Genomic DNA, 22,530 nt, shown 5'->3' with positions numbered 1-22,530 from the left:
TCGGGGTCTCCGTATGGTTCTCGGTTGAAGTCGCCAAACTCCACCTCGATCATACACCTCGATGGCCACCCAAGATCACACCGGCAGCGCCGGAGAAATTACACCACGTACTCGGACGCTAACGCCGTCTTCGGCTGATCGGGAACGGTCCCGCGCAGAACGCGGCGTACTTCCCTCGCGGTCAGGGACCGACCGGAAGCAATCGCGACGAGAGCCTGCTCGCGAGCCTCCACTTCCGCCTCTGCGATCAGGACGACGACACTCGGCGAGACCTTGCGCTTCAGAAGCATCTTTCGATGATCCGCCAGGACCGTATGAGCCTTTCGGAAGCCAAGAGCGGTTCGCGGATCGAGTTCGCACTCCTGTCGAACCCAGCTCGAGAAGGTGCCGCGCAGCAGTTCCGCCGCCTCCTCGAACTTCGCTCCGAGTTCGAAGACGTCCTCCAGCGCTCGGCCATTGGCGTTCTTCGCGCATTTGGCGATCGCACGCAGGCGTTGGCATTCCTGCTTCGAAGGCCGAACATTGGTTTGCGGTTCCGTCTTCGTCATCACCCATCCTCCGTGTGGTCGAAGGACGGTCTACCCTTCCGGGTTTGAACACCCGGAGAACGCGTTCGCTCAAATGCCGAGGACTTCGGCTTTTACAGAAAGGCAAATCGGAACTCGTCGCCCTCGTCTGTGCGGCCGTAGGCGTCAGCTACGGCCGTGTCTGTCGTCCTCTGGTCCGTTTGCACTTCGCCATCTTGGCGAAGTCGAGACCGCGGAACACCGAGTAGTCGATGGACGGATTGAGCGGTAGCCTTGCAAGCTCCCGGGCGCGCGTTTCGGTGATCGTCTTGTAGCCATAGCCCTCGTGCTCATCGACACTGATGGCATGGCCGGACTGAAACCTGCTGTCGCGCGGGTTGATCCCGGCGTCGCGCATGTCCTCGATCTGCCCGCCGCGCAGCGAATGGAAGACCTCCTTGCGGCTCTTCTCGACACCCGCCCGCTCGAACAGTCGCCCCATGTAGGACGAGGCGCTCTTGCTCGGATCGGCAAGGCGCATGAGTTCGGGAAACAGGAAAGCGTCGCCCAGCCCCTTCGCCCAATGCACGAAGCCGATCTCATCGAGAAAGTCGTTGAGAACGAAGAAGTTCGTGCTCGCATTCGTTTTGTATGGGACACGCTTCCAGACGCCGTTGATCTGCGTGATCCCGGATGTCTGCGCCACGTGAACGCCGTGATACTTCTCGCGGAAGTCGTGACCTTTCAGGTGAATGAGCAGGCCGAGACGTCGTCCGGTCAAGTGCCCAAGCAGCGGAAGAAGGGCATTGTCGAGAAGCCCGCTCTCGACGCCGACCTTGAAGATCGCGGAAATCTTTTCCGCACTCAAAGGCTCGGCCGAGACGGGAGGTGCGGCCGTGTTCGGCCACCAGACCCGAACATGCGTGAACGGGTTGTGGTAGCCGAGCGTCGCGGACTTGTAGCCGATCATCGTTTTAACGATGCTGACATAGCCCTCCTGAAGCGCCTTGCGCGCCAGCGGCTTGGCGTGGAGATCGCGGTTGCGGTCGATGATCTCGCGCGCCGTCATATGCTTTGGACGTTCCGCGACGCTGGCGGGCCAGAAGGTCAGGAGACTGATATAGGCCTGGAGGTCGGACCCATCATAGGTGTCAACGGGATGGTCTCCGATCAGCTCGATGAAGAGGTCCCGCCGAAAGCGGGCTGTCTTGAGATCCTTGTTCTTACCCCCGGAAGCGTCCGCCCGGGCCGCCAGATAGTCGTCAGAGACTTCACTGAAGAGCGGCATTGTCGAGGCCGGACGCGGCACGAAACGTCGATCAAGCTTGAATGCAGGGACCTTCTGTCCGTGCTCGTCCAGCAGGTCCTGCATTTGTAAGGGCGTCGACAAACTCTGCCGAGCGTCGGTCATCGTCTGCGGAACGGCCGCCGCGGGAGTTGCGATTGCCGGAGCGGCAGACTGCGATGGCGTCTGAGACGCTGGCGTCGCATCGACAGACTTGATCGCGGCTGCGGACGTTTCCGTGCCCATCAGCTTGGCAACGTACTTCTCCTTCAGCATGTCCGCATTGTCGGCAATGACTGGATTGCCTTCGGAGCCTTTGGCGATCTCACGTCCGATGTTGACCAGGCCGCGCCATCCCTCGAACGCGGCCTCCTGGTCTGGATTCGGACGAGGAGGCTCACCAGCGATGAAGGAGTGATGCGCCTTCAGCCATCCGCGCATCTCGACCAATGCTTCCTCTGGAGTTTCTCCGGAAATGGTCGGCGTTTTGTCCTCAACTTGCGCGCCGTCCTCATCTTTGCCTTCAGCCAACCGTCTGCCCCTCAACTCCTCGAACCGCCCCCGTGCGTGAGCTGCAAGGAGGTCGGCTTTGCGCCGTGCCTCGCGCGCCGAACAGGCCCCGAGACTGATCCGGATCGGCGGCCTCGAGCGACCGCCACCCAGATCCTTCGGAAGGCGGACCTGGAAGAGATAGATCGTCCCGGACCGGACGAGATAGGGACCCGCCCCGCGTCGATTGACGTCCGATTCGGTCCGCCTCGGTAATCCTCGACGCGATACACGGCACGATACACCGGACGATACACCAGCCAAAACCGACATTCCCACACTCCCGAAACGGGTGTGTCGACCGGGTCGAATGCGTGAATCAGCGGGATTTTAAGTGGCGGAGAGTGGAAAATCCGTGGCGGAGAGGAAGGGATTCGAACCCTCGATACCGTCTCCGGTATACTCCCTTAGCAGGGGAGCGCCTTCGACCACTCGGCCACCTCTCCAGAACTCCCTCATAAGCGCTAGATGGGATTCGACGCAACCCCGGTGAAGCGGGTTTGATCGGTTGTTTATGGCTGCTTGAAAATTTGTCGCTGCGCGTGGTTTTAACTCAATCTGCGAAACGAAGCGCGACACGGTTTCGAGCGGCGTTCGCAAGATTGCCCGCACCGGCCGAAGAGCTTTTCCGGGGGCAAAGCAAAATCAGGCAAACCACCCCCGGGAAAATGACCTCTGTCCACCCTTCAATCGCCAGGAAGGCCCGGTTATGAAGACAGAACGCGAAAAGCGGCGGACTGGCGCAGGATAGATTGAGGTCAAGAAAACCATGGAGAACGGCGACACCGCGCTCGTGCTCTTTTCAGGTGGTCAGGATTCGACCACCTGCCTCGCCTGGGCGCTGGAGCGCTTTTCGCGGGTCGAGACCATCGGCTTCGGGTACGGCCAGCGCCACGCCATCGAGCTCGATATCCGACCCCATGTGCTGGATCGCCTGCGATCGCAGTTTCCGCACTGGGCCGAAAGGCTTGGGGCGGACCACCTGATCGAGATCGACGCACTCGGCAAGATCAGCGACACCGCCCTGACACGCGATGCCGAGATCACGATGGAGGCCAATGGCCTTCCCAACACCTTCGTGCCGGGCCGTAACCTCCTTTTCCTCACCTTTGCCGGAGCTTTGGCCTATCGTCGCGGGCTGAAGCACATCGTGGCGGGGGTCTGCGAGACCGATTATTCCGGCTATCCCGACTGCCGCGACGATACTGTGAAGGCGATGCAGCTGGCCCTCAATCTCGGCATGGAAGCGCGCTTCGTTCTCGATACGCCGCTCATGTGGATCGACAAGGCCGAGACCTGGGCGCTTGCCGAAGCGCTCGGCGGCAAGGCGCTGGTGGATCTCGTTCGGGATGAGACCCATACCTGCTATCACGGCGACCGGGAACATTTCCACGAATGGGGCTATGGCTGTGGTGCCTGCCCGGCCTGCGAATTGAGGGCGAACGGCTGGAATGCCTATCGGGGACGCGACACCGCGCGCGGCGACGCTAGCGAAAGCGGCTTCTGATGGCGCCCCGGACGACGCTCAACGCCGCCAATCTCGAAGCACTCGGCGCGGAGCGGCTGGCAGCACTCCTGATGGAGATTTCGGCTGGCAATGCCACAGCCAAGCGGCGGCTTCGGCTGGAACTTGCCCATGAGGCGAGCCCGCAAAGCGCGGCCCACGAAATCCGCAAGCGGCTGACCGCGATCGCCAATGCGAAGTCGCGGGTCGGTTGGCGCAAGCGCAAGGACCTCGTCAAGGATCTCGAAGGCCAGCGGCACGCCATCGTCGAAACCCTCGGCGGCAGCGATCCGGCCGAGGCGCTGGATCTTCTATGGCGCTATCTGGCGCTGGCGAACGGCATCTTCGAGCGGACGGACGACGGATCGGGCACCATCGCGGCCGAATTCGGCAAGGCGATCGACGATATCACGACGCTTGCCGCGCGTGTTTCGCCGCCGCCCGAAGCGCTTGCAGGTCAGGCTTTCACGGCGCTCACCGAAAACGATTACGGCCAGTTCGACGACCTGATTCAGAAGCTTGCGCCTGCTCTTGGCTCGAAAGGCCTTGCCGAACTCAAGGCGAAGATCCTCGACTGGGCCAAAGAACCTGTCGAACGCAAGCCCGACGCCGAGAGGCGGATCGTCGCCTATTCCCTGAACGGCCCGATATATGAGGACGAATTCCAGAGCTTCAGCAAGCGCCGTCGCAGCGACACGGCGCTGCGCGCCATCGCCGACGCCGAAGGCAATGTGGACGATTTCGTCGCGCGCCATTCCGAACTCGAGCGCACGGTGCCGAGCGTCGCGGCAGAAATCGCAACCCGGTTGATCGAAGCCGGACGGCCAGAGGACGCTCTCGAGGCGCTTGCCGGCGTCCTGGAAAGCCCCGAAGAAATCGTCACCGATTTCATCGAGCCGGAATGGGAGGCTGCCTATATCGCGGCGCTGGAAGCTGCCGGCCGACCCCAGGACGCTCAGGCTTTTCGCTGGCTTTGTTTCGAGAAGCGCCTCGATGTCCCGATGCTGAAGGGATACATCGCGGGACTGCCGGATTTCGAGGATGTGGAGACGGAAGCCAACGTGCTGGCCTCGGTCGCCGGGCGCGAAGAACAGCATGATGCGCTCGGATTCTTCGTCGAGTGGCCGGACCTCAAGCGCGCCGCCGATCTCGTTCTCGATCCAGACCGCTCATGGAACGGCGATCTCTATTCTCTTCTGACGCCCGCGAGCGAACGACTGGCGCCATCCCATCCGCTGGCGGCGACCCGCCTCTTGCGGTCAATGATCGATTTCACGCTTCAGGAAGGACGATCGAGTCGCTACAAGCATGCCGCCCGCCATCTTGACGAATGCGAGCGTCTGGCGGCAGAGATCGCCGATTTCGGCGCCCTTGAAGACCATGCCGCCTATGCGGCGCGGCTTCGGCAAGACCATGGCCGCAAACGCGGCTTCTGGAATCGCGTCGAGAGTTAAGTTCGCCACCCCTGCCCTTCAAAAGCAGTGCTTTTAAAGGTCCGGCGGTATTTTTACACCGTCAAATGACGGCGTACATCGTCCCGATCGAGATCGCTCGCAACGCCCCGATGAACGACCTCGCCGCGATCGAGGATCGCGATCTCGTCGGCCAGCTCGCGGCAGAAATCGAGATACTGCTCGACGAGCAGGATTGTCATGCCGAACTCGTCGCGCAAGAAACGGATCGCCCGGCCGATATCCTTGATGATCGAGGGCTGAATACCTTCGGTCGGCTCGTCGAGAACCAGCAGCTTGGGCCGCGTGACCAGCGCCCGGCCAATGGCGAGCTGCTGCTGCTGGCCGCCCGAAAGATCGCCGCCCCGGCGCGACAGCATGTCCTTCAAAACAGGAAACAGCTCGTAGACGTGATCGGGAACGGTCTTGTCGCTCTTCAGCGGGGCAAAGCCGGTCTGAAGGTTCTCGCGAACCGTCAGCAGGGGAAAGATCTCGCGCCCCTGGGGCACGAAGCCGATCCCCTTTCGGATGCGCGCATAGGGCGCTGACTTTCCGAGCGCCTGATCCTCCAGCAGGATCTCGCCACGGCGGACCGGCTGCTGGCCGATGATTGCGCGCAGGAGAGAGGTCTTGCCGACACCGTTGCGACCGAGGACGCAGGTGATCTTGCCGGTCTTTGCTTCGAGGGAGACGTTTTTAAGGGCCTGGGCGGCGCCATAGTAGAGATCGACGTTTGAGACGGTCAGCATGCCGGAAAAGTCCTGTGGGTCATCGGCCGAGATACACCTCGATCACGCGCTCGTCGTTCGAGACATGGTCGAGCGATCCTTCAGACAAGACGGTGCCTTCGTGCAGGCACGTCACCTTCACGCCAAGCATGCGCACGAAATGCATGTCATGCTCGACGACGACGACCGAACGGGTCTCGGCGATCTTGCGCAGCAGCCGCGCGGTTTCCTCCGTCTCGGCGTCGGTCATGCCGGCAACCGGCTCGTCGACCAGAAGAAGCTCGGGGTCCTGGGCGAGCAGCATGCCGATCTCCAGCCACTGCTTCTGGCCATGGGAGAGGTCGGCGGCCCTCGCATGGCGTCGTTCGACCAGCCGGGTCTCATCGAGGATCTCTTCGACGAGGTCGTTCTCCCTGCCGCTCCTGCGGTGGAACAGCGTCCTCAGAACGGAACGGGAGCCTTCCATCGAAAGCCGCAGATTGTCCTCGATGGTGAGGCTCTCGAAGACGGTCGGCTTCTGGAACTTGCGGCCGATGCCCATGGAGGCGATCGACGCCTCGTCGTATTTCGTCAGGTCGATATCACCGGCGAAATAGACATCGCCGGTGTCGGGCTTCGTCTTCCCGGTGATGATGTCCATCATCGTCGTCTTGCCGGCCCCGTTCGGGCCGATGATCGCGCGCATCTCTCCACGCTGCACGACCAGCGAGAGGTTGTTGATCGCCTTGAAGCCGTCGAAGGTCTTGTTGACCCCGTCGAGATAGAGAAGCGTCTCGCGGCGGGCGCCGAGCCGATTTTCCTTTTCGATCCGCTCATGGCGGAGCTGGGTCGCATAAGGGTGCGGCGAGACGACCGGCTCGGCGACGCCCGCCGGTTCGCCGGCGCCCCCCTCGCCCTTCGGAAGGGTTTCGTCGCTCGCAGGTATCGGTGCGGGAGCAGCCTCCGGCGCCTCGTCTGCGCCAGTTTCGCTCGCCGGTCGGCTGTCGTGCCCCCCGGTCGTTCCGTCCTCACCCGTCGTCTCCGGGAATTGCCCCTGGGGTTCTTCGAGCGTCTTGGCCTGTTCGGCCGCTTTCAGGCGTGCAGTTGATTGATCGGTCATGGTCATTCCGCAGGGCTTGGCGTGGGCTCGCCCGTCCCCTCGCCCTTTTCGCGCTGGCTCGCGGCTCGGCGCTCCTTCCACGCATTCCAGCCGTGATCGAACGTGCCGACGATCCCGCGCGGCAGGAAGAGCGTCACGAAGACGAAAAGACCGCCGAGAACGAACAGCCAGTATTCAGGAGCGATCGATGTAAAGATCGTCTTGCCGTAATTGACGAGGAGCGCCCCGAGAACCGGACCGATCAGTGTGCCGCGTCCGCCGACGGCTGCCCAAACGACGATCTCGATGGAATTCACCGGATCGAACTCGCCGGGATTGATGATGCCGACCTGCGGCACGTAGAGGGCGCCGGCAATTCCGGCCATCACCGCCGACAAGGTGAAGGCAAAGAGTTTCACATATTCCGGTCGCCAGCCGATGAAGCGCGTCCGGCTCTCTGCATCGCGCACGGCGATCATCAGATTGCCGAGTTTGGAGCGGGTGATCGCACCGACGATGACGACACCGAGGGCAAGCGCGATACAGCTTGCGGCAAACAGCGACGCGCGCGTCTCCGGGGCCTGGATCGAATAGCCCAGAATGTCCTTGAAATCGGTGAGGCCATTATTGCCGCCAAAGCCCATATCGTTTCGGAAGAAGGCGAGCAGCAGAGCGTAGGTCATGGCTTGGGTGATAATCGACAGGTAGACGCCCGTGACGCGGCTTCGAAAGGCGAAATAGCCGAAGACGAAGGCCAGCAGGCCCGGCGCGACCATCACCATCAGCGCCGCAAACCAGAACTGGTCGAAACCGTACCAGTACCACGGCAGCTCCTGCCAGTTCAGGAACACCATGAAGTCCGGCAGGACCGGATCGCCATAGACCCCGCGCGAGCCGATCTGGCGCATCAGATACATGCCCATGGCATAACCGCCGAGCGCGAAGAACGCGCCGTGTCCGAGCGACAGGATGCCGAGATAGCCCCAGACAAGATCGAGCGAGAGGGCCAGCAGAGCGTAGCAGATATATTTTCCGATGAGCGGCACCGCATAGGGCGGCACGTGGAAGGGGCTCGAGGGCGGCAGCCAGAGGCTTGCCATGGGCACGAGAACGGCCGCTGCGACCAGAAGAAGCACGAGGAACCAGACGCGGGCTCCGAGATATCTGGCGAAAATCATGCGTCCACGAAGCGTCCCTTTTGCGCAAACAGGCCGCGAGGGCGTTTCTGGATGAAGAGGATGATGAGGACGAGAACGACGATCTTGCCGAGCACCGCGCCCGCATAAGGCTCAAGGAACTTGTTAAGGATGCCGAGGCTCATCGCGCCGACAAGCGTGCCCCACAGATTGCCGACCCCGCCGAAGACGACGACCATGAACGAGTCGATGATGTAGCCCTGGCCGAGATTGGGCGAGACGTTGTCGATCTGGCTGAGCGCAACGCCCGCAATTCCCGCAATGCCGGAGCCGAGCGCGAAGGTCATTGCATCGACCCAGGGCGTACGGATCCCCATGGCGGAGGCCATGGGCCGGTTCTGGGTGACCGCCCGCATCTGCAGCCCGAGCGGCGTTTTGTTGAGGATAAGAAGCAGCCCGGCGAAGACGACGAGGGCAAAGACAATGATCCAGAGCCTGTTCCAGGTGACGGCCATCAGCCCCACATCGAACGCGCCGGACATCCAGTCGGGATTGCCGACCTCGCGATTGGTGGGGCCGAAGATGGTCCGCACAAGCTGCTGCAGGATCAGCGACACGCCGAAGGTGGCAAGCAGGGTTTCGAGCGGCCGGCCATAGAGGAAACGGATCAGCCCTCGCTCCATGATGAGACCGACAAGGCCGGAAACGAGAAAGGCGAGCGGCAGGGCGATCGCCAGCGACCAGGCGAAGAGTTCCGGCGCGTGGGTGCGGATCACCTCCTGAACCACGAAGGTGGTGTAGGCGCCGAGCATCACCATCTCGCCATGGGCCATGTTGATGACACCCATGACGCCGAAGGTGATAGCGAGGCCGATTGCGGCGAGCAGCAGAACCGAGCCGAGCGAAAGCCCGTACCAGACGTTCTGCGCCTGATTCCAGAAATTGATGTTGGACTGGATCTGGGCAACGGCCGAATTGGCGGCAATCCTTGCAGCCTCCTCGTCCGTGGAGGCGGCGAACCCGCTAAGATAGGTCTGCGCCTGCCTGTCGCCGCGCTGGGCAAGGATGCTCGTGACCTCCGCCTTCTCGGTGTCGGGCCGGTCCGACTGAAGGACCGCCGCCGCACGCGCCTGTTCCATCGCGGCGCGGATGGATGAGTCTTCTTCGGCCTCGATCGCGGCTTCGAGCGGCTCGATCATGTCCGGATTGGCTTCGGAAAAAAGGGTGTTGGCCGCGCGCATGCGCTGGGCGGGATTGTCCGAGCGCAGCGTCAGCGATCCGAGCGCGCCGGTGACCGCATTGCGGATCGAATTCTTGACGCGGACCTTCGTCATCTCGCCGCGCGGGACGGTGCCGGCATCCACGCCGGTATAGGGATCGGTCAGGGCGTAGCCATCGCCATCGCCATCGCGCATCGCGATGAAGACGGCATCGTCGCTTTTGCGCCAGTAAAGATCGCCTTCGCGCAAGGCCCGCAAGGCCCGCGCGACGGCAGGGTCTCCGGTGGCCGCGAGGCGCGCGATGACCGCTTCGGTGTCGTCGTAGCTCTGCTTGCCGCCGAATTCCTGAATGATGGCGGCGGGATCCTCGGCGCTCTCCACGGCGCTTGCGGGGGAAGCCGTCTCTTCAGGGGTTGCGGCATCCTGAGCGCCGGCAAGATTTGCCGACATGGCGAACAGGCCCGCAAAAAGTACGAACGCGGCGAGCCGGCGGATCGAGGTGATCATGAAGCAACGAGCCAAGTGGTTGAATTCATCGAAGTGGGCGGCCACCCATAAGGTGCCCGGATGGCCGCCCGGATACGCGTCAGTCTCGGGAGGAAAGACGACGCGCTTTATGATGGTGATCGCAAAAGATCAGTTTGCCGACGTGCCTTCGGTTTCAGTCGCTGCGTCTTCCGAGGAAGCTGCCTCTTCTGCGCCTGCGCCACCGCAGCTCTTGGTCTCGGTGTTGTAGTTGCCGCAATTGATCGGATCGGTCCAATCGGCAATCAGCATCTTGGAATCCGGCAGGAAGTCGGACCAGGCATCGCCCTCGACCACGCCATCGGTTTCCGAGACGATGTCGAACTGGCCCTCGTCGTTGATCTCGCCGATCAGGACGGGCTTGGAGATGTAGTGATTCTTGCCCATCACCGAGGTGCCGCCGGAAAGGTTCGCCTGCTCGATGCCCGGAAGGGCTGCGATCACGGCGTCGGCGTCGGTGGTGCCGGCAGCTTCGACAGCCTTCACCCACATGTTGAAGCCGATGTAATGGGCTTCCATCGGATCGTTGGTGACGCGGTCCTCGTTACCGATGAAATCGTGCCACTTGGCGATGAACTCTTCGTTTTCCGGCGTATCGACGCTCATGAAGTAGTTCCAGGCGGCAAGATGGCCGACCAGCGGTGCGGTGTCGATGCCGGCGAGCTCTTCCTCACCCACCGAGAAGGCGACGACAGGGATATCGGTCGCTTCGATGCCCTGATTGGCGAGCTCCTTGTAGAACGGCACATTGGCATCGCCGTTGACGGTGGAGACGACGGCGGCCTTCTTGCCGGCTGAGCCGAATTCGTTGATGCGCGAGACTTCCGTCTGCCAGTCGGAGAAGCCGAAGGGGGTATAGTTCACGAGGATGTCTTCCTCGGCGACGCCCTTGTCCTTGAGATACTGCTCGAGGATCTTGTTGGTCGTGCGCGGATAAACGTAATCGGTGCCTTCCAGCACCCAGCGCTCGACACCTTCCTCCATCAGATAGTCGACAGCGGGGATCGCCTGGGTGTTCGGCGCTGCGCCCGTGTAGAAGATGTTGCGCGAGGATTCCTCACCCTCGAACTGCACCGGATAGAAGACGACGGTGTTCAGCTCTTCGGCAACCGGCAGGATCGACTTTCGCGACACGGAGGTCCAGCAGCAGAAGACGACATCGGCGCCGTCCTGGGAGACCAGCTGGCGCATCTGCTCGGCAAACAGCGGCCAATCGGAGGCCGGGTCGACGACCACGGCTTCGAGCGGCCGGCCGAGCAGGCCGCCCTTGGCATTCTGATCCTCGATCAGCATCAGCATGACGTCTTTCAACGTCGTCTCCGAGATCGCCATCGTTCCCGAAAGGGAATGCAGGACGCCGACCTTGATCGGCTCGCCGCTCGGCGCGTCGGCAGCCGAATCCTGCGCAAAGGCGCCGGTGACCATGGCGGAGCCGAGGAGAGCAGCCGCTCCCAGACGCTTCAGCCAATTCTTCGGTGAATTCATGTGTGCTCTCTCCTGCTTGACCTCCCGCTCGTCGCGGCGGGGTTGCAGGACTGAAAGCAAGCGGCGTGCCACAGCGCGTTTCGCGCTGCAGTGCAACGCTATTGCCAAACTTTCAGGCACATGATCCACAGATTGGCATCATAAGACGATGTCTAATATTTAGGCGTCGACATGAAAAATTATTCAAATGCGCGAAGGCCAATTGCATCCCTTGCGAGAGCCAAGCGTACCTTGCGGCTTGTCATAGGCCGGTCACAGAGGCATTCTTTTTGCGCGGGGACGGTGTCAGATAAAGGGGCAGGAATGAAACACTGGATCGTCGCTGCAGCTCTGGTCAGTACCGCGTTCTTCGCCACCTCTTCCCAAGCGGCGGACAGCTGCGGCTACTTCGCCTTCGCGGGCGCGTTTTCGAGTTTCAGCGCCGCCGACAACCGTGCGAGCCGGATCGGCGGCTCTGCCTGGGGGCTCGACTCGTCGGACAGCCCGAATGCGGCAAAGGGCTTTGGGTCGTTGCGATCGGCCCAGGATCGCGCGGCGATGCCAATCGGTGGCAAAGCCAGTATCGATCGCGCGGCATTCGTGATGCCTATGTCGCCTATCGCTGCTTTTATGGCGAATAACCCCGAATCGATCTGAACCCGATAAGGATTTTGGTCAGGCCGCGAAACGGCCTGCATCCGTGCCGTAATAGTTGACGTAGCGCGGATTGATGCGCTCGCGCGGCAGGACAATCAGCACATCGGTCGTGCCAAACTGTTCGTCGACGACCGCTCCCTCGCCGATACAGCCGCCGAGCCGAAGATAGCCCTTCAACAGGGGCGGAAGCCCGGCAAGAGCCCGTTTTGGATCGACAGCGACAACTTCCTCGCTCGCGAAGGTTCCGCGATGCTGAAGCGCACGCACGTGCCATTCAGCCGGCGCGGGAGCTGCCTCGCGAAGGAAGGAGAGCGAATTGGCGATTTTTTCCGGATCGGTGCCTTCGATGGAGGCGCAGCCGAACAGAACGTCGATATCGTGGGCGATGACATAGGCCCAGATGCCCTGCCACAACAGCTCGACGGTGCGCTTGCCGCGATAGTTCTTGAGAACGCAGGATCGGCCAAGCTCAAGAAACTTGCGCCCGGAATGACGGGCGAGCATCGGCGCGATGTCGAATTCGCTTGCCGTGTAGAAGCCGCCTGCGAGCCGAGCGCCGCTCTCGCGCATCAGGCGATAAGTACCGACGATGCGCTCGCTGATGGGCCCGGTGCGATCGCGATCGATAACGAGGAGGTGGTCGCAGTAACGGTCGAAGCCGTCCTTGTCGCGCCGGGTCAACTGCTGGACCCGCGAGGGCTTCGCGCTCATCTCCTCGTAGAACACATGATAGCGTAGCTGTTGGGCAGCCTTCACTTCCGCCGGCGAACGTGCGAGGCGGACCTCCAGCGAACCGATACAGCCGAGCACCGGCGTCTCCTGATCGAAGCGGGTCGCCAGATGCTTGATCTTTGCAGGCATTCCGCGCGTGAAAAAGCCGGCGCCGGGAAAGGTGGAGGGCTCGCTGCCGCTTCTTGTCAGCGGCGTGGTCCGCGCGGTCTCAGCGATTGCAGACATCTTGATCAATTCCAACCCAAAGATACAAACGCGGCCCGCTTAGCCTGTTTCGGCGACATTCCCGTGACGGGCACTCGTGAAAGCTTCGTCGTCAAGAAAAACGAACAACACTCCCACGCGTTCCCGAGTGTCGATGCACAGTGGCAATGTCAGGCCCGGATTTCAATGGCGCAGCAACACTGTGGCGGCACCTTCTTCGTAGGAGGCGCCGCAACAAAGATCCGAAACTTCAGGGAAACCGATCAGATATTGACGATCACGCGGCCGCGCACCTTGCCGTCGATCAGCGATTTGGCGGTGTCGATGACCTCATCGAACGACACTTCGGACGAGATTTCCTTCAGCTTGGCCTTGTCGAGATCGCTCGCCAGGCGCTGCCAGGCCTCTTCGCGGCGTGCCTTCGGAGCCATCACCGAATCGATGCCGTGCAGCGAGATGCCCCTGAGGATGAACGGCATCACGGTCGCCGGCAGATCGAACCCCTGGGCAAGACCACAGGCCGTGACGCTGCCGCCGCGCTTCGTGCCGGCCAGCATGTTGACGAGGGTGTGCGAACCCACGCAGTCGACGCCGGCCGCCCACCGTTCCTTTTCGAGCGGCTTGCCTTTTTCCGAAAGCTCGGAGCGATCCATGATCTCGGAGGCTCCGAGTTCTTTCAGATACTGGGACTCAGACGACCGCCCCGTGACGGCGATCACGTCCCAGCCAAGCTTGGAAAGGACGGAAATGGCGACCGACCCGACCCCGCCTGTGGCACCGGACACGATGACCGGTCCATCTTCGGGCTTCACACCGGAATCCTCGAGGGCCAGAACCGAAAGCATGGCCGTGTAGCCAGCCGTTCCGATCGCCATGGCATCCTTCACCGAGAAGGCCTCGGGCAGCCTGACCAGCCATTCGCCCTTCACCCGGGCGCGCTCGGAATAACCGCCGAAATGGGTCTCGGAAAGGCCCCAGCCGTTGAGAACGACCTTGTCGCCCGGCTTCCAGTCCGCATTCCGGGATTCGATGACCTCGCCCGCGAGATCGATACCGGGGATCATCGGCCACCGGCGCACGATCGGCGACTTGCCGGTGATTGCGAGGCCGTCCTTGTAATTGATCGTGGAGGCTTCGACCCGGATATCGACATCGCCTTCCATCAGGTCGTCGAAGCCGAGTTCGGTCATCTCGACCGACTGGTTCTTGTCCTCGTCGCGGCTGATCAGCACTGCCCGAAACGTATCGGCCATGACTTGCCTCCCTTTTTATGAAACCGTTTCCGTCGTCATGGTGGAGGAAGGGCATCCCTCGCGGAAGTCAATCAGATGCGCGCTCGCGCTTCATCCGGCGCTCCTTGAGGGGTGCCAGCACGAGTTCGTCGAGGACGATCACGATCGCGCCGACACTGATGAAGCTGTCCGCGAGATTGAACACGGCGAATTCGAAGAGCGGTGTGTGGAAGAATACATAATCGACGACATAGCCGAGAAACAGCCGATCGATGAGGTTGCCGATCGCGCCGCCCACGACCATGGCCAGGGCGAAGTGGGTCAGCTTCCGATCGGCCGGTGTCTTGATCCAGAGATAGAGAACACCGACGAGGACCACCCCGGCCAGAAGGGCAAGGCCCAGCGGGCCGGTGCCGGCGAACATCGAGAATGCGATCCCGGTATTGCGGGCATGGAGCAGCGACAGGAACGGCAGGATCGGGATTTCGTAGCCGAGCGGCATCGTGGCGACGACGATCGCCTTCACCGCCTGATCGAGAACCACGGCAAGGACCACGAGGGACACATTGACCCAAAAGAGATTACGCGAGCGCATTACAACTCCAGACTTCCGCGCCTTGCCTCGAACAGCATGACACCCGTGGCGACGGCGAGATTGAGGCTGTCGGCCCGTCCAACCTGCGGAATGCGCACGAGGGTATCGCAGGCCTTCGCAAGGGCATCGGTGAGACCGGCCTGCTCATTTCCCATCACGAGAACGCTGCCCTTCGAGCCGTAATCCGGCGCCCGATAATCGGTCGCCCCGCTCATGTGGGTTCCGATCAGGGGTGCCTTGCAGCCCGCGCGCCAGTCGATGAAGGCGGCTTCGCTCACCCGTGACACCGGCACCGCGAAGATCGAGCCCATGGTGGCGCGGACCGCTTCCAGGGAAAACGGATCGACGGTTTCGCCGACGAGAACGACGCCCTTTGCGCCGACTGCGTCCGCCGTCCGCAGCACGGTGCCGAGATTGCCGGGATCGCGTACGCGGTCGAGGGCGACGAGAACCTCGTTGGGCTTCGGCGCGAGGCTCTCGATCGGGACCGTCTTCTTCTTGAAGACCCCAACGGCGTTCTGCGGATTGTCGCGCCGGGTGATCGCCTCCAGCACCTTGTGATTGGCCTCGATCAGGTCGGCACCGAGGGCCACCGTGCGGGAGGCCGTCTTCTGCAGAAGCGCGCTGTCCTGCGCGGCGCGCGCCACCACGAGGGTCTCGATCTCCCAGCCCGCATCGAGCGCGTCGATCACGAGCTTCAGGCCTTCTGCGAGAAACAGACCGGTCTCGTCCCGGTGCTTCTTCTGAACGAGCGCGCGGATATCCTTGACGATCGGATTGGCGGTGCTCGAAATCTCCTTCACCCGGCCGGGAGAGGAGATACTGCGCCGTGGCGCGTCATGTCCGGTGTTCATCGTCAGGCTGTCCAGCGTGCAAAGAGAGAGGTCGAAAGAAGGCGCGCATCCGCACCCTCTTCGGCGATGAGAAGTTCACCGGCTTCGATCCGGCCCCCCATACCGCGAAACTCCTCGCGGGCGAGCTCGGCGATCGAGTAGAAAGACGAGCGGATCGAATAGGCCGTCAGGATCGCGAACAGGGCCTTGTCGGACAGGAGCATGCGCACGAGACCAAGAAGATAGGGCAGGTCTTCGAGAATCTGCCAGACCTCGCCCTTCGGCCCGCGCCCGAATTTCGGCGGATCGAGCAAGATCCCATCATAGCGATTGCCCCGTTTCACCTCTCGTTCGCAATAGCGCACCGCATCCTCGCAGATCCAGCGGATCGGCGCATCGTCCAACTCCGCCAGCGCCTGGTTCTCGCGCGCCCAGCCGATCGCCTTCTTGGAGGCGTCCACATGGGTCACCTCGGCCCCTGCCCGTGCCGCGACCAGCGAGGCGAGCCCCGTATAGCCGAACAGATTGAGGAGCCTGACCGGACGCCTGGACGCGCGGACCGTCTCGTCGACGAAGGCCCAGTGGGCTGCCTGTTCGGGAAAGACGCCGGTATGGCGAAAGCTCGTGAAACGGCCATGAAACGCCAGCCCGTCATAGGCGAGCGGCCAGGTCTCGCCAAGCGCCTCGCCCGTGAAGCGCCAGCGCCCGGTGCCCTCCTCATCCGTGTCGCCGGTGAAGATCGCATCGGCGCGGTCCCAATCGGCGCTCGAAACGCGCCGTGGCCAGATCGCCTGATTTTCCGGCCGCCGAATGGTGAGCGGGCCGTAGCGTTCCAGCTTTTCGCCCGCACCGGAATCGATCAGGGCATAGTCCTCGTTCGGTGCGACCGTGAGGATGACGGGAGCCTTAAGAGCGGGACGCTCGCCGACCGGCGCCGGGACATCGATCCGCTCGCGCGGCGCGGACCCTGCCCCTGTTTCGGGTTTGGGCTGGGCGCGCGCCTTCGGCTTCTCCCCCTCGCTCCGCGCGCGCGCCGAACCATCGCGGCGCGGCGGTCGGTCGTTCGCACGGCCTTGTTTGGCATCTGCTTTTCCGCGTCCACGCGCCACGCGCTCACCACCTTTTCTATCGGGGGCCGATGTCATTCTTTGGTTCAATGCGCTGCATAAACGTTGGTTTTACCCTTGGCAAAGCGGTCAAAGAGAGGAAACTAGGCCTAAGTGCGACAAGTCGTGCCGTCGCATCGAATTCTTGACTGGGAGGAACTCATGGAACTCAAGGGCGAATACCGCTTACCGGCCAGCCGCGAGACGGTGTGGAAGGAACTCAACGATCCGGAGACGCTGCGCCAGTGTATTCCGGGTTGCGAGAGCCTGGAGATGAACGAAGACAACACGATGAACGCGGTGGTCAAGGTCAAGATCGGACCGATGAAGGTGTCGTTCAAAGGCGATGTCCGGCTCGAAAACATCAACCCACCGGAAAGCTATTCGATCGTCGGCGAAGGCAAGGGCGGCATCGCCGGCTTCGCCAAGGGCCGCGCGGACGTTCATCTGCAGGAAGCCGGCCCCGAAGAGACGATCCTGACCTATGAGGTCGACGCCCAGGTTGGCGGCAAGATGGCCCAGCTCGGCGGTCGCCTCATCGATTCCACGGCGAAGAAGCTGTCGTCGGAATTCTTCGACTGCTTCGCCAAGAAGATCGCCGGCGAGGATGCGACGGTGGAAGGCGAGACCGTCAGCGCCTGAGTTCAAGCCGTTTGGCTCGTAAGACCGTCCGCCCCGTGAATTGCCGCTTGGCCCATTCTCGTCCGGCGCAGGGCTCATGAGCTGCTCGGGCTGCCGACGAGCCTTCGAAATCGGTGCTTTCAAAGGCCTACCGGCATAAAGCCAACGAAGAAAAAAGCCCGGCAATCGATGGATTGCCGGGCTTTTTTGCATGAACGCTCATCGCTCGTGTCCATGGTGGCTCGGTGCGAGCGACGATACCCTCAGGCAGTCCAGCGCTCGCAAGCTCATGGAAACGCTTGAGCGGTGATCAGTTGGCCTGGATCATTCGCGAGGACGCGGTCGGCGCACCGGCAATCGACGGATGATGGGCGGGTTCACTCTCGCTGTCTGCCCGCTCCACGCGCTCCTGCCGCAGACGCTTCAGGGCCTCGGCCTGCTCCTGCTTCTCGCGCTCCATCTTCTCCATCTCGAATTTCCGGCGCCAGGAATCACGACGGTAGTGGCCTTCGGAGATCCAGGTGAAGATACAGCCGAGGATCACGCCAGCGAGCGCCGAGCAGATGATGATCAGCGAGAGGGGAATCGCGTAAGTGAATTGCGGCATGGTGCCGAACGGATCGAGCGTGAGATCGACCGGGCCGCGATTGATGACCAGGAACGTCACCACCGGAATGGCGATGACAAGCAGGACGATGACGGTCAGGACCCGGGCTATCATTTCTTAGACTCTCCACACCCCTTGACGGGCATTCAATTCGTGGCCGCAGGGACAACAAACGAGTCACCTGCGCTCATGGCTTAGGAAATGCCGCCCCGAGCCGGTCTGTCAATCGCATCGCTTATGAAACCTGCCGCCGACCCCATCGAAAACCCGGAACACCCTCAAAGAGAGTTATACGGGCGGCAAGGAACGAAAAGGCCCTGGGGCTGATGCCGGGCCGGTTCCGTCAGGCAATCGAACGATCATGGGATGGATAATTGGGGGGCCGTCGGGGGCCGATACGACAACACGTTGACGGCCCACGGGCCGGAGGACCTAATCGGCGTTCAGGCGCTCACGCAGTTCCTTGCCCGGCTTAAAGAACGGCACCCACTTTTCGGAGACTTCGACGGCTTCGCCCGTGCGGGGATTACGGCCGGTGCGCGGTGGGCGATTCTTTACTGAAAACGCCCCGAAACCACGAAGCTCGACGCGATTGGACTCGCAGAGCGCCTCAGTGATCTCGTCAAAGATCGCATTCACGATCAGCTCCACATCCCGCTGATAGAGATGAGGATTCCGGTTCGCAATGACCTGAACCAATTCCGACTTGATCACGATGTTAAGTCCTTTCGTTCGCTCAGTTCGCGCGTCGCGACGGCGCGATCCGCAAACGACCTATTAAACCCGAAACAGGAGGTTCACATTAATTTGAAGGCTGCCAGAGGGAGACCAACCCGTCAAGCTCTAAAGCGCGAAGAGCGGCCGGAATCGACTTATCCGTAAGGCCAACTGTAGTTCCCAAAGCGGAAATACTCGCCGAGAGAAAAGAAAACGGCGTGCTCTCGTCTTCCGGTTGACGGTCCACGAACTTCAGCCCGGCGGGAATTTCTCTTTCCTCTTCAAGCCATTGGCGCACCATGTCTTCACCGCCTATCGCATCGACAAGCTTACGTTGCACCCCTTGGCGCCCCGAGAAAACCGATGCGTCGTCCACGGCATCGAGTTCGGCAGGCGACAGTCCCCGGCGCTCTCCAACGATCTCACGGAACCAGTCGTAGGTATCCATGATCAGGGCGTCGATCATTGCCAGCGCTTCCGGCGGCGGCGGACCGAATGGCGATGGTTCGGCCTTGATGGGAGACGACTTTACCGCATCAACCTTCACGCCGATATTGTCCAAAAGTTGGGACGCATTCACGTATTGGAACAGGACGCCGATCGAGCCGACGATCGAGGTTCTTCGCGCGACGATATGGTCCGTCGCGGCGGCTACCATGTAGCCCGCCGAGGCGGCAAGCGTGCCCACCTCTGCCGCGACCGGCTTGACCTCTGCGATCTTGCGCACCGCTTCGTAAAGCGATTCGCCGCCAACCGTCGTTCCGCCCGGCGAGTCGATCCGAATGACGACGGCGCGAACGGTGTCTTCCGTTCTCAATCGATCCAGAAGCTCGAGCATCTTCTGGTCTTCGGTGATCACGCCCTCGATTGAAATCCGTGCGATCTGTTCGCCGGAAGATCGGGTGTCGAGATTGGCGAGCACCCCGATCGCGATGGCGACGATGACCGTCACAACAGCGGCAACCCGCCAGAAGGTCACCTTGCGCCTGAGCGAACGCCGATCGATGAGGCTGTCTGTATCGGACACTCTGGAGCGCTCCTCGCTTATGCGCCGTTCCGTCGGAAGGGTTCGATCTGTCCTGCATCCACCTGCACGCTCTTGTAAAGCGGCATTTGAACCGGATTTTCATGAGCCCGCCGGGAGACGTTCCGCAACGGCCCGGAATTGCTGCAAGGCGGGGCGCGTTCAAAAACAGACGATTGCCGGCGTGATGTCTTTGGCATCCCGTGGCGTGCAGGCCCTTCCGATAGGTCAGGGACTGTCGAAATGAAGCTTGTTACAAGGCACTGAAATAAAAGCGCCAGTTGTTCCCGTGTGGAAGGAAGGCCTCCCGCCGCGTCGGTTGGTCGCCCCATTCCGTTCATCACAATTCAAGAATGCATCCAAAAGGCTCGCAAAGCTTTCGAAGGGCGACTATTGTCGGGGTCCGCCTCACAAATCCCGTAAAGTTTGAGGATACCGCGCCGCTAGGCGCTTATCGTCATGCGCCGAAGAGCTTTGAGATATGCGAGGGGATATCTGATTTGACGGATAGCCACAGCGAAAGCGAGACCGCAGCCGTCTCGCCCACCTTCCCGACGGGCGAGTTGAGCGCGGCGAAGACGCGTGAATACGAGCGCGCGGCCCGGTCGCGCAAGCGAACCCGCATGCTGAAGGTCGTCCTGCCGCTGATCGGCGGTCTCATCGTTCTCGGCGGGATCGGCGTCACGGTGATCGCGCGTGCGATCCCGGACGATGTGCGCATCAGCGGCGCATCGATCAGGGACGGCCGCGTCGTAATGGACGATCCGCGCATGTCCGGCGTCGATTCCAACGACAGACCCTTCGAGCTCGTCGCGCAGAGAGCCATGCAAGCCATTACCGGGGGCGCGATCGATCTCGAGGGCATCGACGCGAAGGTAGCGGTCAGCGACAAGACCAATGCCGTCATCCGTGCATCCGCCGGCCATTACGACCCGAACGAACAGCTTCTCAAGCTCACCGGTGGCCTGAACATCGAGACGGATGACGGGCTCGCCGTCGAGATGCAGTCTGCAGGCATCGACCTGACGGCCGGCACCTTGACGACCGACGAACCCGTGTACATTCAGACAGCCGATCAGGAAATTCGCGCAAATGGGATGTCCTTGAGCGATAACGGCGACATGATCCGCTTCACGGGCGGCGTTTCGATGAAGCTCAATCCAGCTTCAGGCAGTACGACTGCACTTGAAACCGAGATCGACACACCGCGAATGGCCGAAGCAGAGCCACTCAAGACCGGAGACCAATAATCATGCGCGCCTTGATCGCCGCCATGTCTGCATCGTTCATCGCGGGCGCTGCCGTCGTATTCACCCTCCCCGCGACGGCTCAGGAAGGCGGTCTCGGCACCAATTTCACCGGACTTCAGCTCGATGGCGATCAGCCGATCTCGATCGAGTCGAGTACGCTCGACGTCGATGACCGCGCGGCGATCGCAACCTTCACAGGCAATGTGTCCGTCGCTCAAGGGCCCACCCAGCTTCGCACGGGCAAGCTCGTCGTTCACTACAACAACAGCGGCGGCGGTCAGGGTAGCCCGGCCGGCGGCTCCAGCGCATTGCCGGGCGGATCGAGCTCGATCGAGCGTCTGGAGGCCTCCAACAAGGTCTATGTGAAGTCCGAGGATCAGGTCGCGACGGCCGAACGCGCCTCTTTCGACATGGCGAGCAATATCGTCGTCATGACCGGCGATGTGGTGCTGAGCCAGGGTGACAACGTCGCCGAAGGCTGCCGTCTGACGATCCAGATGGATACCGGCAAGGCCCGCCTCGAATCGAGCAATTGCGACGGATCGAATCCCGGTGCCGGCGGCCGCGTCCGGATGATGCTGACCCCTGGCGAAAATTCGAATTGACCTTGGACGAGCGTTTCGAAGCCCATCCGCGCTCTTCGGCCGACCCGCGTCTGTCCGAGGGCGAAACCCGACCCGGAACGATGCGGGAGCCGTCGGTCCAGATGACGGAAACGCCGGGCGTCGGCGTTCTGTCCGCATCGGGCCTGACCAAGACCTATCGCGGCCGCCGGGTCGTCGATCAGGTCGGCCTGTCGGTGAGGCGCGGCGAGGCGGTGGGACTGCTCGGGCCGAACGGCGCCGGCAAGACCACCTGCTTCTACATGATCACCGGCCTCGTCCCCGTGGACGACGGCAAGATCACCCTGGACGGCCATGACGTGACGAAGGTGCCGATGTTCCGGCGCTCGCGTCTCGGCATCGGCTATCTGCCGCAGGAAGCCTCGATTTTCCGGGGCCTCAGCGTCGAGGACAATGTCCGAGCGGTACTGGAGGTCTCCGAGCCCAACAAGGCGAAGCGCGAACAGGAACTGACCTCTCTGCTCGAGGAGTTCCATATCGACCACCTGCGCAAGCAGCCCTCGACATCCCTGTCCGGCGGCGAACGGCGCCGTTGCGAGATCGCCCGGGCGCTCGCCTCCAAACCGACCTTCATGCTGCTCGACGAACCTTTCGCCGGCGTCGATCCGATTGCCGTCGCCGATATCCAGGCCCTCGTGCGCCATCTGACGCGGCGCGGCATCGGTGTCCTCATCACCGATCACAACGTTCGAGAGACCCTCGGCCTCATCGATCGGGCCTATATCATGCATGCCGGGGCGCTGCTCACGCATGGCAAACCGAACGAGATCGTCGCCAATGCGGATGTTCGCCGCTTTTACCTTGGCGACCAATTTAGCTTTTGATCGTTCGCGAATAGAGCGGAGTCACGTTGACATCGCTCGCTCGCTCGCGCTTTCTTAGA

Annotated in this window: 22 protein-coding genes, 1 tRNA gene and 1 pseudogene; 7 read left to right on the top strand and 17 right to left on the bottom strand. The window is 62.0% G+C overall.

Annotation, left to right across the window (positions count from 1 at the left end; translation table 11 throughout):
- Nucleotides 1-98: 98 nt before the first annotated feature.
- The 4 genes and pseudogenes from ABDX79_RS10930 to ABDX79_RS10920 form a co-directional block, all read right to left on the bottom strand.
- Entirely contained in the window at nucleotides 99-548 is a 450-nt protein-coding gene (locus tag ABDX79_RS10930) for a hypothetical protein (RefSeq protein WP_346220311.1), read from the bottom strand.
- A gap of 148 nt (nucleotides 549-696) precedes the next feature.
- Nucleotides 697-2,322, bottom strand: coding sequence for a site-specific integrase (locus tag ABDX79_RS10925; protein WP_346220310.1), 1,626 nt, complete (start codon nucleotides 2,320-2,322; stop codon nucleotides 697-699).
- A 21-nt stretch (nucleotides 2,323-2,343) separates the two neighbouring features.
- Nucleotides 2,344-2,613, bottom strand: a pseudogene (locus ABDX79_RS19715) (DUF6538 domain-containing protein); the annotation flags it as partial.
- 83 nt (nucleotides 2,614-2,696) lie between these two features.
- A tRNA-Ser gene (locus ABDX79_RS10920) sits at nucleotides 2,697-2,786 on the bottom strand.
- Between the two features lie 323 nt (nucleotides 2,787-3,109).
- Here ABDX79_RS10920 and queC point away from each other — a divergent pair.
- Complete coding sequence (queC, locus tag ABDX79_RS10915; RefSeq protein WP_346220309.1) at nucleotides 3,110-3,847, top strand: 7-cyano-7-deazaguanine synthase QueC; 738 nt, start codon at nucleotides 3,110-3,112, stop codon at nucleotides 3,845-3,847.
- A complete protein-coding gene (locus tag ABDX79_RS10910; RefSeq protein WP_346220308.1) occupies nucleotides 3,847-5,298 on the top strand; it encodes a DUF6880 family protein in 1,452 nt (483 codons plus the stop codon). The genes queC and ABDX79_RS10910 overlap by 1 nt, the downstream gene beginning before the upstream one ends.
- A gap of 53 nt (nucleotides 5,299-5,351) precedes the next feature.
- On the opposite strand, the gene urtE is transcribed toward ABDX79_RS10910, so the two are convergent.
- The 5 genes from urtE to urtA all read right to left on the bottom strand — a co-directional run bounded on the left by urtE (nucleotide 5,352) and on the right by urtA (nucleotide 11,467).
- A complete protein-coding gene (urtE, locus tag ABDX79_RS10905; RefSeq protein WP_346220307.1) occupies nucleotides 5,352-6,044 on the bottom strand; it encodes an urea ABC transporter ATP-binding subunit UrtE in 693 nt (230 codons plus the stop codon).
- Nucleotides 6,045-6,063: 19 nt separating this feature from the next.
- A complete protein-coding gene (urtD, locus tag ABDX79_RS10900; protein WP_346220327.1) occupies nucleotides 6,064-6,831 on the bottom strand; it encodes an urea ABC transporter ATP-binding protein UrtD in 768 nt (255 codons plus the stop codon).
- 293 nt (nucleotides 6,832-7,124) lie between these two features.
- Entirely contained in the window at nucleotides 7,125-8,279 is a 1,155-nt protein-coding gene (urtC, locus tag ABDX79_RS10895) for an urea ABC transporter permease subunit UrtC (protein WP_346220306.1), read from the bottom strand.
- Entirely contained in the window at nucleotides 8,276-9,907 is a 1,632-nt protein-coding gene (urtB, locus tag ABDX79_RS10890; protein ID WP_346220326.1) for an urea ABC transporter permease subunit UrtB, read from the bottom strand. The genes urtC and urtB overlap by 4 nt, the downstream gene beginning before the upstream one ends.
- Before the next feature lie 186 nt (nucleotides 9,908-10,093).
- The gene (urtA, locus tag ABDX79_RS10885; RefSeq protein WP_463671153.1) at nucleotides 10,094-11,467 is read right to left on the bottom strand and encodes an urea ABC transporter substrate-binding protein; all 1,374 of its coding nucleotides are present in this window, start codon (nucleotides 11,465-11,467) and stop codon (nucleotides 10,094-10,096) included.
- Between the two features lie 303 nt (nucleotides 11,468-11,770).
- Here urtA and ABDX79_RS10880 point away from each other — a divergent pair, with 303 nt between their 5' ends.
- Entirely contained in the window at nucleotides 11,771-12,103 is a 333-nt protein-coding gene (locus ABDX79_RS10880) for a hypothetical protein (protein WP_346220305.1), read from the top strand.
- An 18-nt stretch (nucleotides 12,104-12,121) separates the two neighbouring features.
- On the opposite strand, the gene olsB is transcribed toward ABDX79_RS10880, so the two are convergent.
- The 5 genes from olsB to ABDX79_RS10855 form a co-directional block, all read right to left on the bottom strand.
- Complete coding sequence (olsB, locus tag ABDX79_RS10875; RefSeq protein ID WP_346220304.1) at nucleotides 12,122-13,060, bottom strand: l-ornithine N(alpha)-acyltransferase; 939 nt, start codon at nucleotides 13,058-13,060, stop codon at nucleotides 12,122-12,124.
- 242 nt (nucleotides 13,061-13,302) lie between these two features.
- Nucleotides 13,303-14,292, bottom strand: a complete 990-nt coding sequence (gene acuI, locus ABDX79_RS10870) for an acrylyl-CoA reductase (NADPH) (protein WP_346220303.1) — start codon at nucleotides 14,290-14,292, stop codon at nucleotides 13,303-13,305.
- Between the two features lie 67 nt (nucleotides 14,293-14,359).
- A complete protein-coding gene (gene lspA, locus ABDX79_RS10865; RefSeq protein ID WP_346220302.1) occupies nucleotides 14,360-14,866 on the bottom strand; it encodes a signal peptidase II in 507 nt (168 codons plus the stop codon).
- A complete protein-coding gene (locus tag ABDX79_RS10860) occupies nucleotides 14,866-15,720 on the bottom strand; it encodes a TrmH family RNA methyltransferase (protein ID WP_346220301.1) in 855 nt (284 codons plus the stop codon). Before ABDX79_RS10860 ends, lspA begins: the two co-directional genes overlap by 1 nt.
- 2 nt (nucleotides 15,721-15,722) lie before the next feature.
- Complete coding sequence (locus ABDX79_RS10855) at nucleotides 15,723-16,844, bottom strand: class I SAM-dependent methyltransferase (protein WP_463671152.1); 1,122 nt, start codon at nucleotides 16,842-16,844, stop codon at nucleotides 15,723-15,725.
- Between the two features lie 123 nt (nucleotides 16,845-16,967).
- Here ABDX79_RS10855 and ABDX79_RS10850 point away from each other — a divergent pair, with 123 nt between their 5' ends.
- Nucleotides 16,968-17,447, top strand: coding sequence for a CoxG family protein (locus ABDX79_RS10850; protein WP_346220299.1), 480 nt, complete (start codon nucleotides 16,968-16,970; stop codon nucleotides 17,445-17,447).
- Between the two features lie 289 nt (nucleotides 17,448-17,736).
- Here ABDX79_RS10850 and ABDX79_RS10845 read toward each other — a convergent pair whose 3' ends face one another.
- From ABDX79_RS10845 to sppA, 3 genes are all read right to left on the bottom strand, one after another.
- Nucleotides 17,737-18,147 carry a lipopolysaccharide assembly protein LapA domain-containing protein gene (locus ABDX79_RS10845; protein WP_346220298.1) on the bottom strand — a complete coding sequence of 137 codons (411 nt, stop codon included), beginning with the start codon at nucleotides 18,145-18,147 and terminating at the stop codon, nucleotides 17,737-17,739.
- A gap of 318 nt (nucleotides 18,148-18,465) precedes the next feature.
- Nucleotides 18,466-18,747, bottom strand: coding sequence for an integration host factor subunit beta (locus ABDX79_RS10840; protein WP_346220297.1), 282 nt, complete (start codon nucleotides 18,745-18,747; stop codon nucleotides 18,466-18,468).
- A gap of 88 nt (nucleotides 18,748-18,835) precedes the next feature.
- Nucleotides 18,836-19,777, bottom strand: coding sequence for a signal peptide peptidase SppA (gene sppA, locus ABDX79_RS10835; RefSeq protein ID WP_346220296.1), 942 nt, complete (start codon nucleotides 19,775-19,777; stop codon nucleotides 18,836-18,838).
- Nucleotides 19,778-20,274: 497 nt separating this feature from the next.
- On the opposite strand from sppA, the gene lptC reads away from it, so the two are divergent.
- The 3 genes from lptC to lptB all read left to right on the top strand — a co-directional run bounded on the left by lptC (nucleotide 20,275) and on the right by lptB (nucleotide 22,471).
- Nucleotides 20,275-21,024, top strand: coding sequence for an LPS export ABC transporter periplasmic protein LptC (gene lptC, locus ABDX79_RS10830; protein WP_346220295.1), 750 nt, complete (start codon nucleotides 20,275-20,277; stop codon nucleotides 21,022-21,024).
- 2 nt (nucleotides 21,025-21,026) lie between these two features.
- A complete protein-coding gene (locus ABDX79_RS10825; RefSeq protein WP_346220294.1) occupies nucleotides 21,027-21,629 on the top strand; it encodes an LptA/OstA family protein in 603 nt (200 codons plus the stop codon).
- Nucleotides 21,630-21,709: 80 nt separating this feature from the next.
- On the top strand, nucleotides 21,710-22,471 hold the full coding sequence (lptB, locus tag ABDX79_RS10820) for an LPS export ABC transporter ATP-binding protein (protein ID WP_346220324.1): 762 nt from the start codon (nucleotides 21,710-21,712) through the stop codon (nucleotides 22,469-22,471).
- Nucleotides 22,472-22,530: the final 59 nt, after the last annotated feature.

The sequence above is a fragment of the Fulvimarina fulva genome, from assembly GCF_039652615.1.
Taxonomy (GTDB): domain Bacteria; phylum Pseudomonadota; class Alphaproteobacteria; order Rhizobiales; family Rhizobiaceae; genus Fulvimarina.
The sequence above is the reverse complement of the archived record's forward strand: the minus strand, read 5'-3'. Positions and strand labels throughout refer to the sequence as shown.

Bases quoted from the DNA above. Each gene is read 5' to 3' on its own strand.
- ABDX79_RS10930 (WP_346220311.1), bottom strand. From the start codon at position 548: ATGACGAAGACGGAACCGCAAACCAATGTTCGGCCTTCGAAGCAGGAA.
- queC (WP_346220309.1), top strand. From the start codon at position 3,110: ATGGAGAACGGCGACACCGCGCTCGTGCTCTTTTCAGGTGGTCAGGAT.
- ABDX79_RS10910 (WP_346220308.1), top strand. From the start codon at position 3,847: ATGGCGCCCCGGACGACGCTCAACGCCGCCAATCTCGAAGCACTCGGC.
- urtE (WP_346220307.1), bottom strand. From the start codon at position 6,044: ATGCTGACCGTCTCAAACGTCGATCTCTACTATGGCGCCGCCCAGGCC.
- urtC (WP_346220306.1), bottom strand. From the start codon at position 8,279: ATGATTTTCGCCAGATATCTCGGAGCCCGCGTCTGGTTCCTCGTGCTT.
- urtB (WP_346220326.1), bottom strand. From the start codon at position 9,907: ATGTCGGCAAATCTTGCCGGCGCTCAGGATGCCGCAACCCCTGAAGAG.
- urtA (WP_463671153.1), bottom strand. From the start codon at position 11,467: ATGAATTCACCGAAGAATTGGCTGAAGCGTCTGGGAGCGGCTGCTCTC.
- ABDX79_RS10880 (WP_346220305.1), top strand. From the start codon at position 11,771: ATGAAACACTGGATCGTCGCTGCAGCTCTGGTCAGTACCGCGTTCTTC.
- olsB (WP_346220304.1), bottom strand. From the start codon at position 13,060: ATGTCTGCAATCGCTGAGACCGCGCGGACCACGCCGCTGACAAGAAGC.
- acuI (WP_346220303.1), bottom strand. From the start codon at position 14,292: ATGGCCGATACGTTTCGGGCAGTGCTGATCAGCCGCGACGAGGACAAG.
- lspA (WP_346220302.1), bottom strand. From the start codon at position 14,866: ATGCGCTCGCGTAATCTCTTTTGGGTCAATGTGTCCCTCGTGGTCCTT.
- ABDX79_RS10860 (WP_346220301.1), bottom strand. From the start codon at position 15,720: ATGAACACCGGACATGACGCGCCACGGCGCAGTATCTCCTCTCCCGGC.
- ABDX79_RS10855 (WP_463671152.1), bottom strand. From the start codon at position 16,844: ATGACATCGGCCCCCGATAGAAAAGGTGGTGAGCGCGTGGCGCGTGGA.
- ABDX79_RS10850 (WP_346220299.1), top strand. From the start codon at position 16,968: ATGGAACTCAAGGGCGAATACCGCTTACCGGCCAGCCGCGAGACGGTG.
- ABDX79_RS10845 (WP_346220298.1), bottom strand. From the start codon at position 18,147: ATGATAGCCCGGGTCCTGACCGTCATCGTCCTGCTTGTCATCGCCATT.
- ABDX79_RS10825 (WP_346220294.1), top strand. From the start codon at position 21,027: ATGCGCGCCTTGATCGCCGCCATGTCTGCATCGTTCATCGCGGGCGCT.
- lptB (WP_346220324.1), top strand. From the start codon at position 21,710: ATGCGGGAGCCGTCGGTCCAGATGACGGAAACGCCGGGCGTCGGCGTT.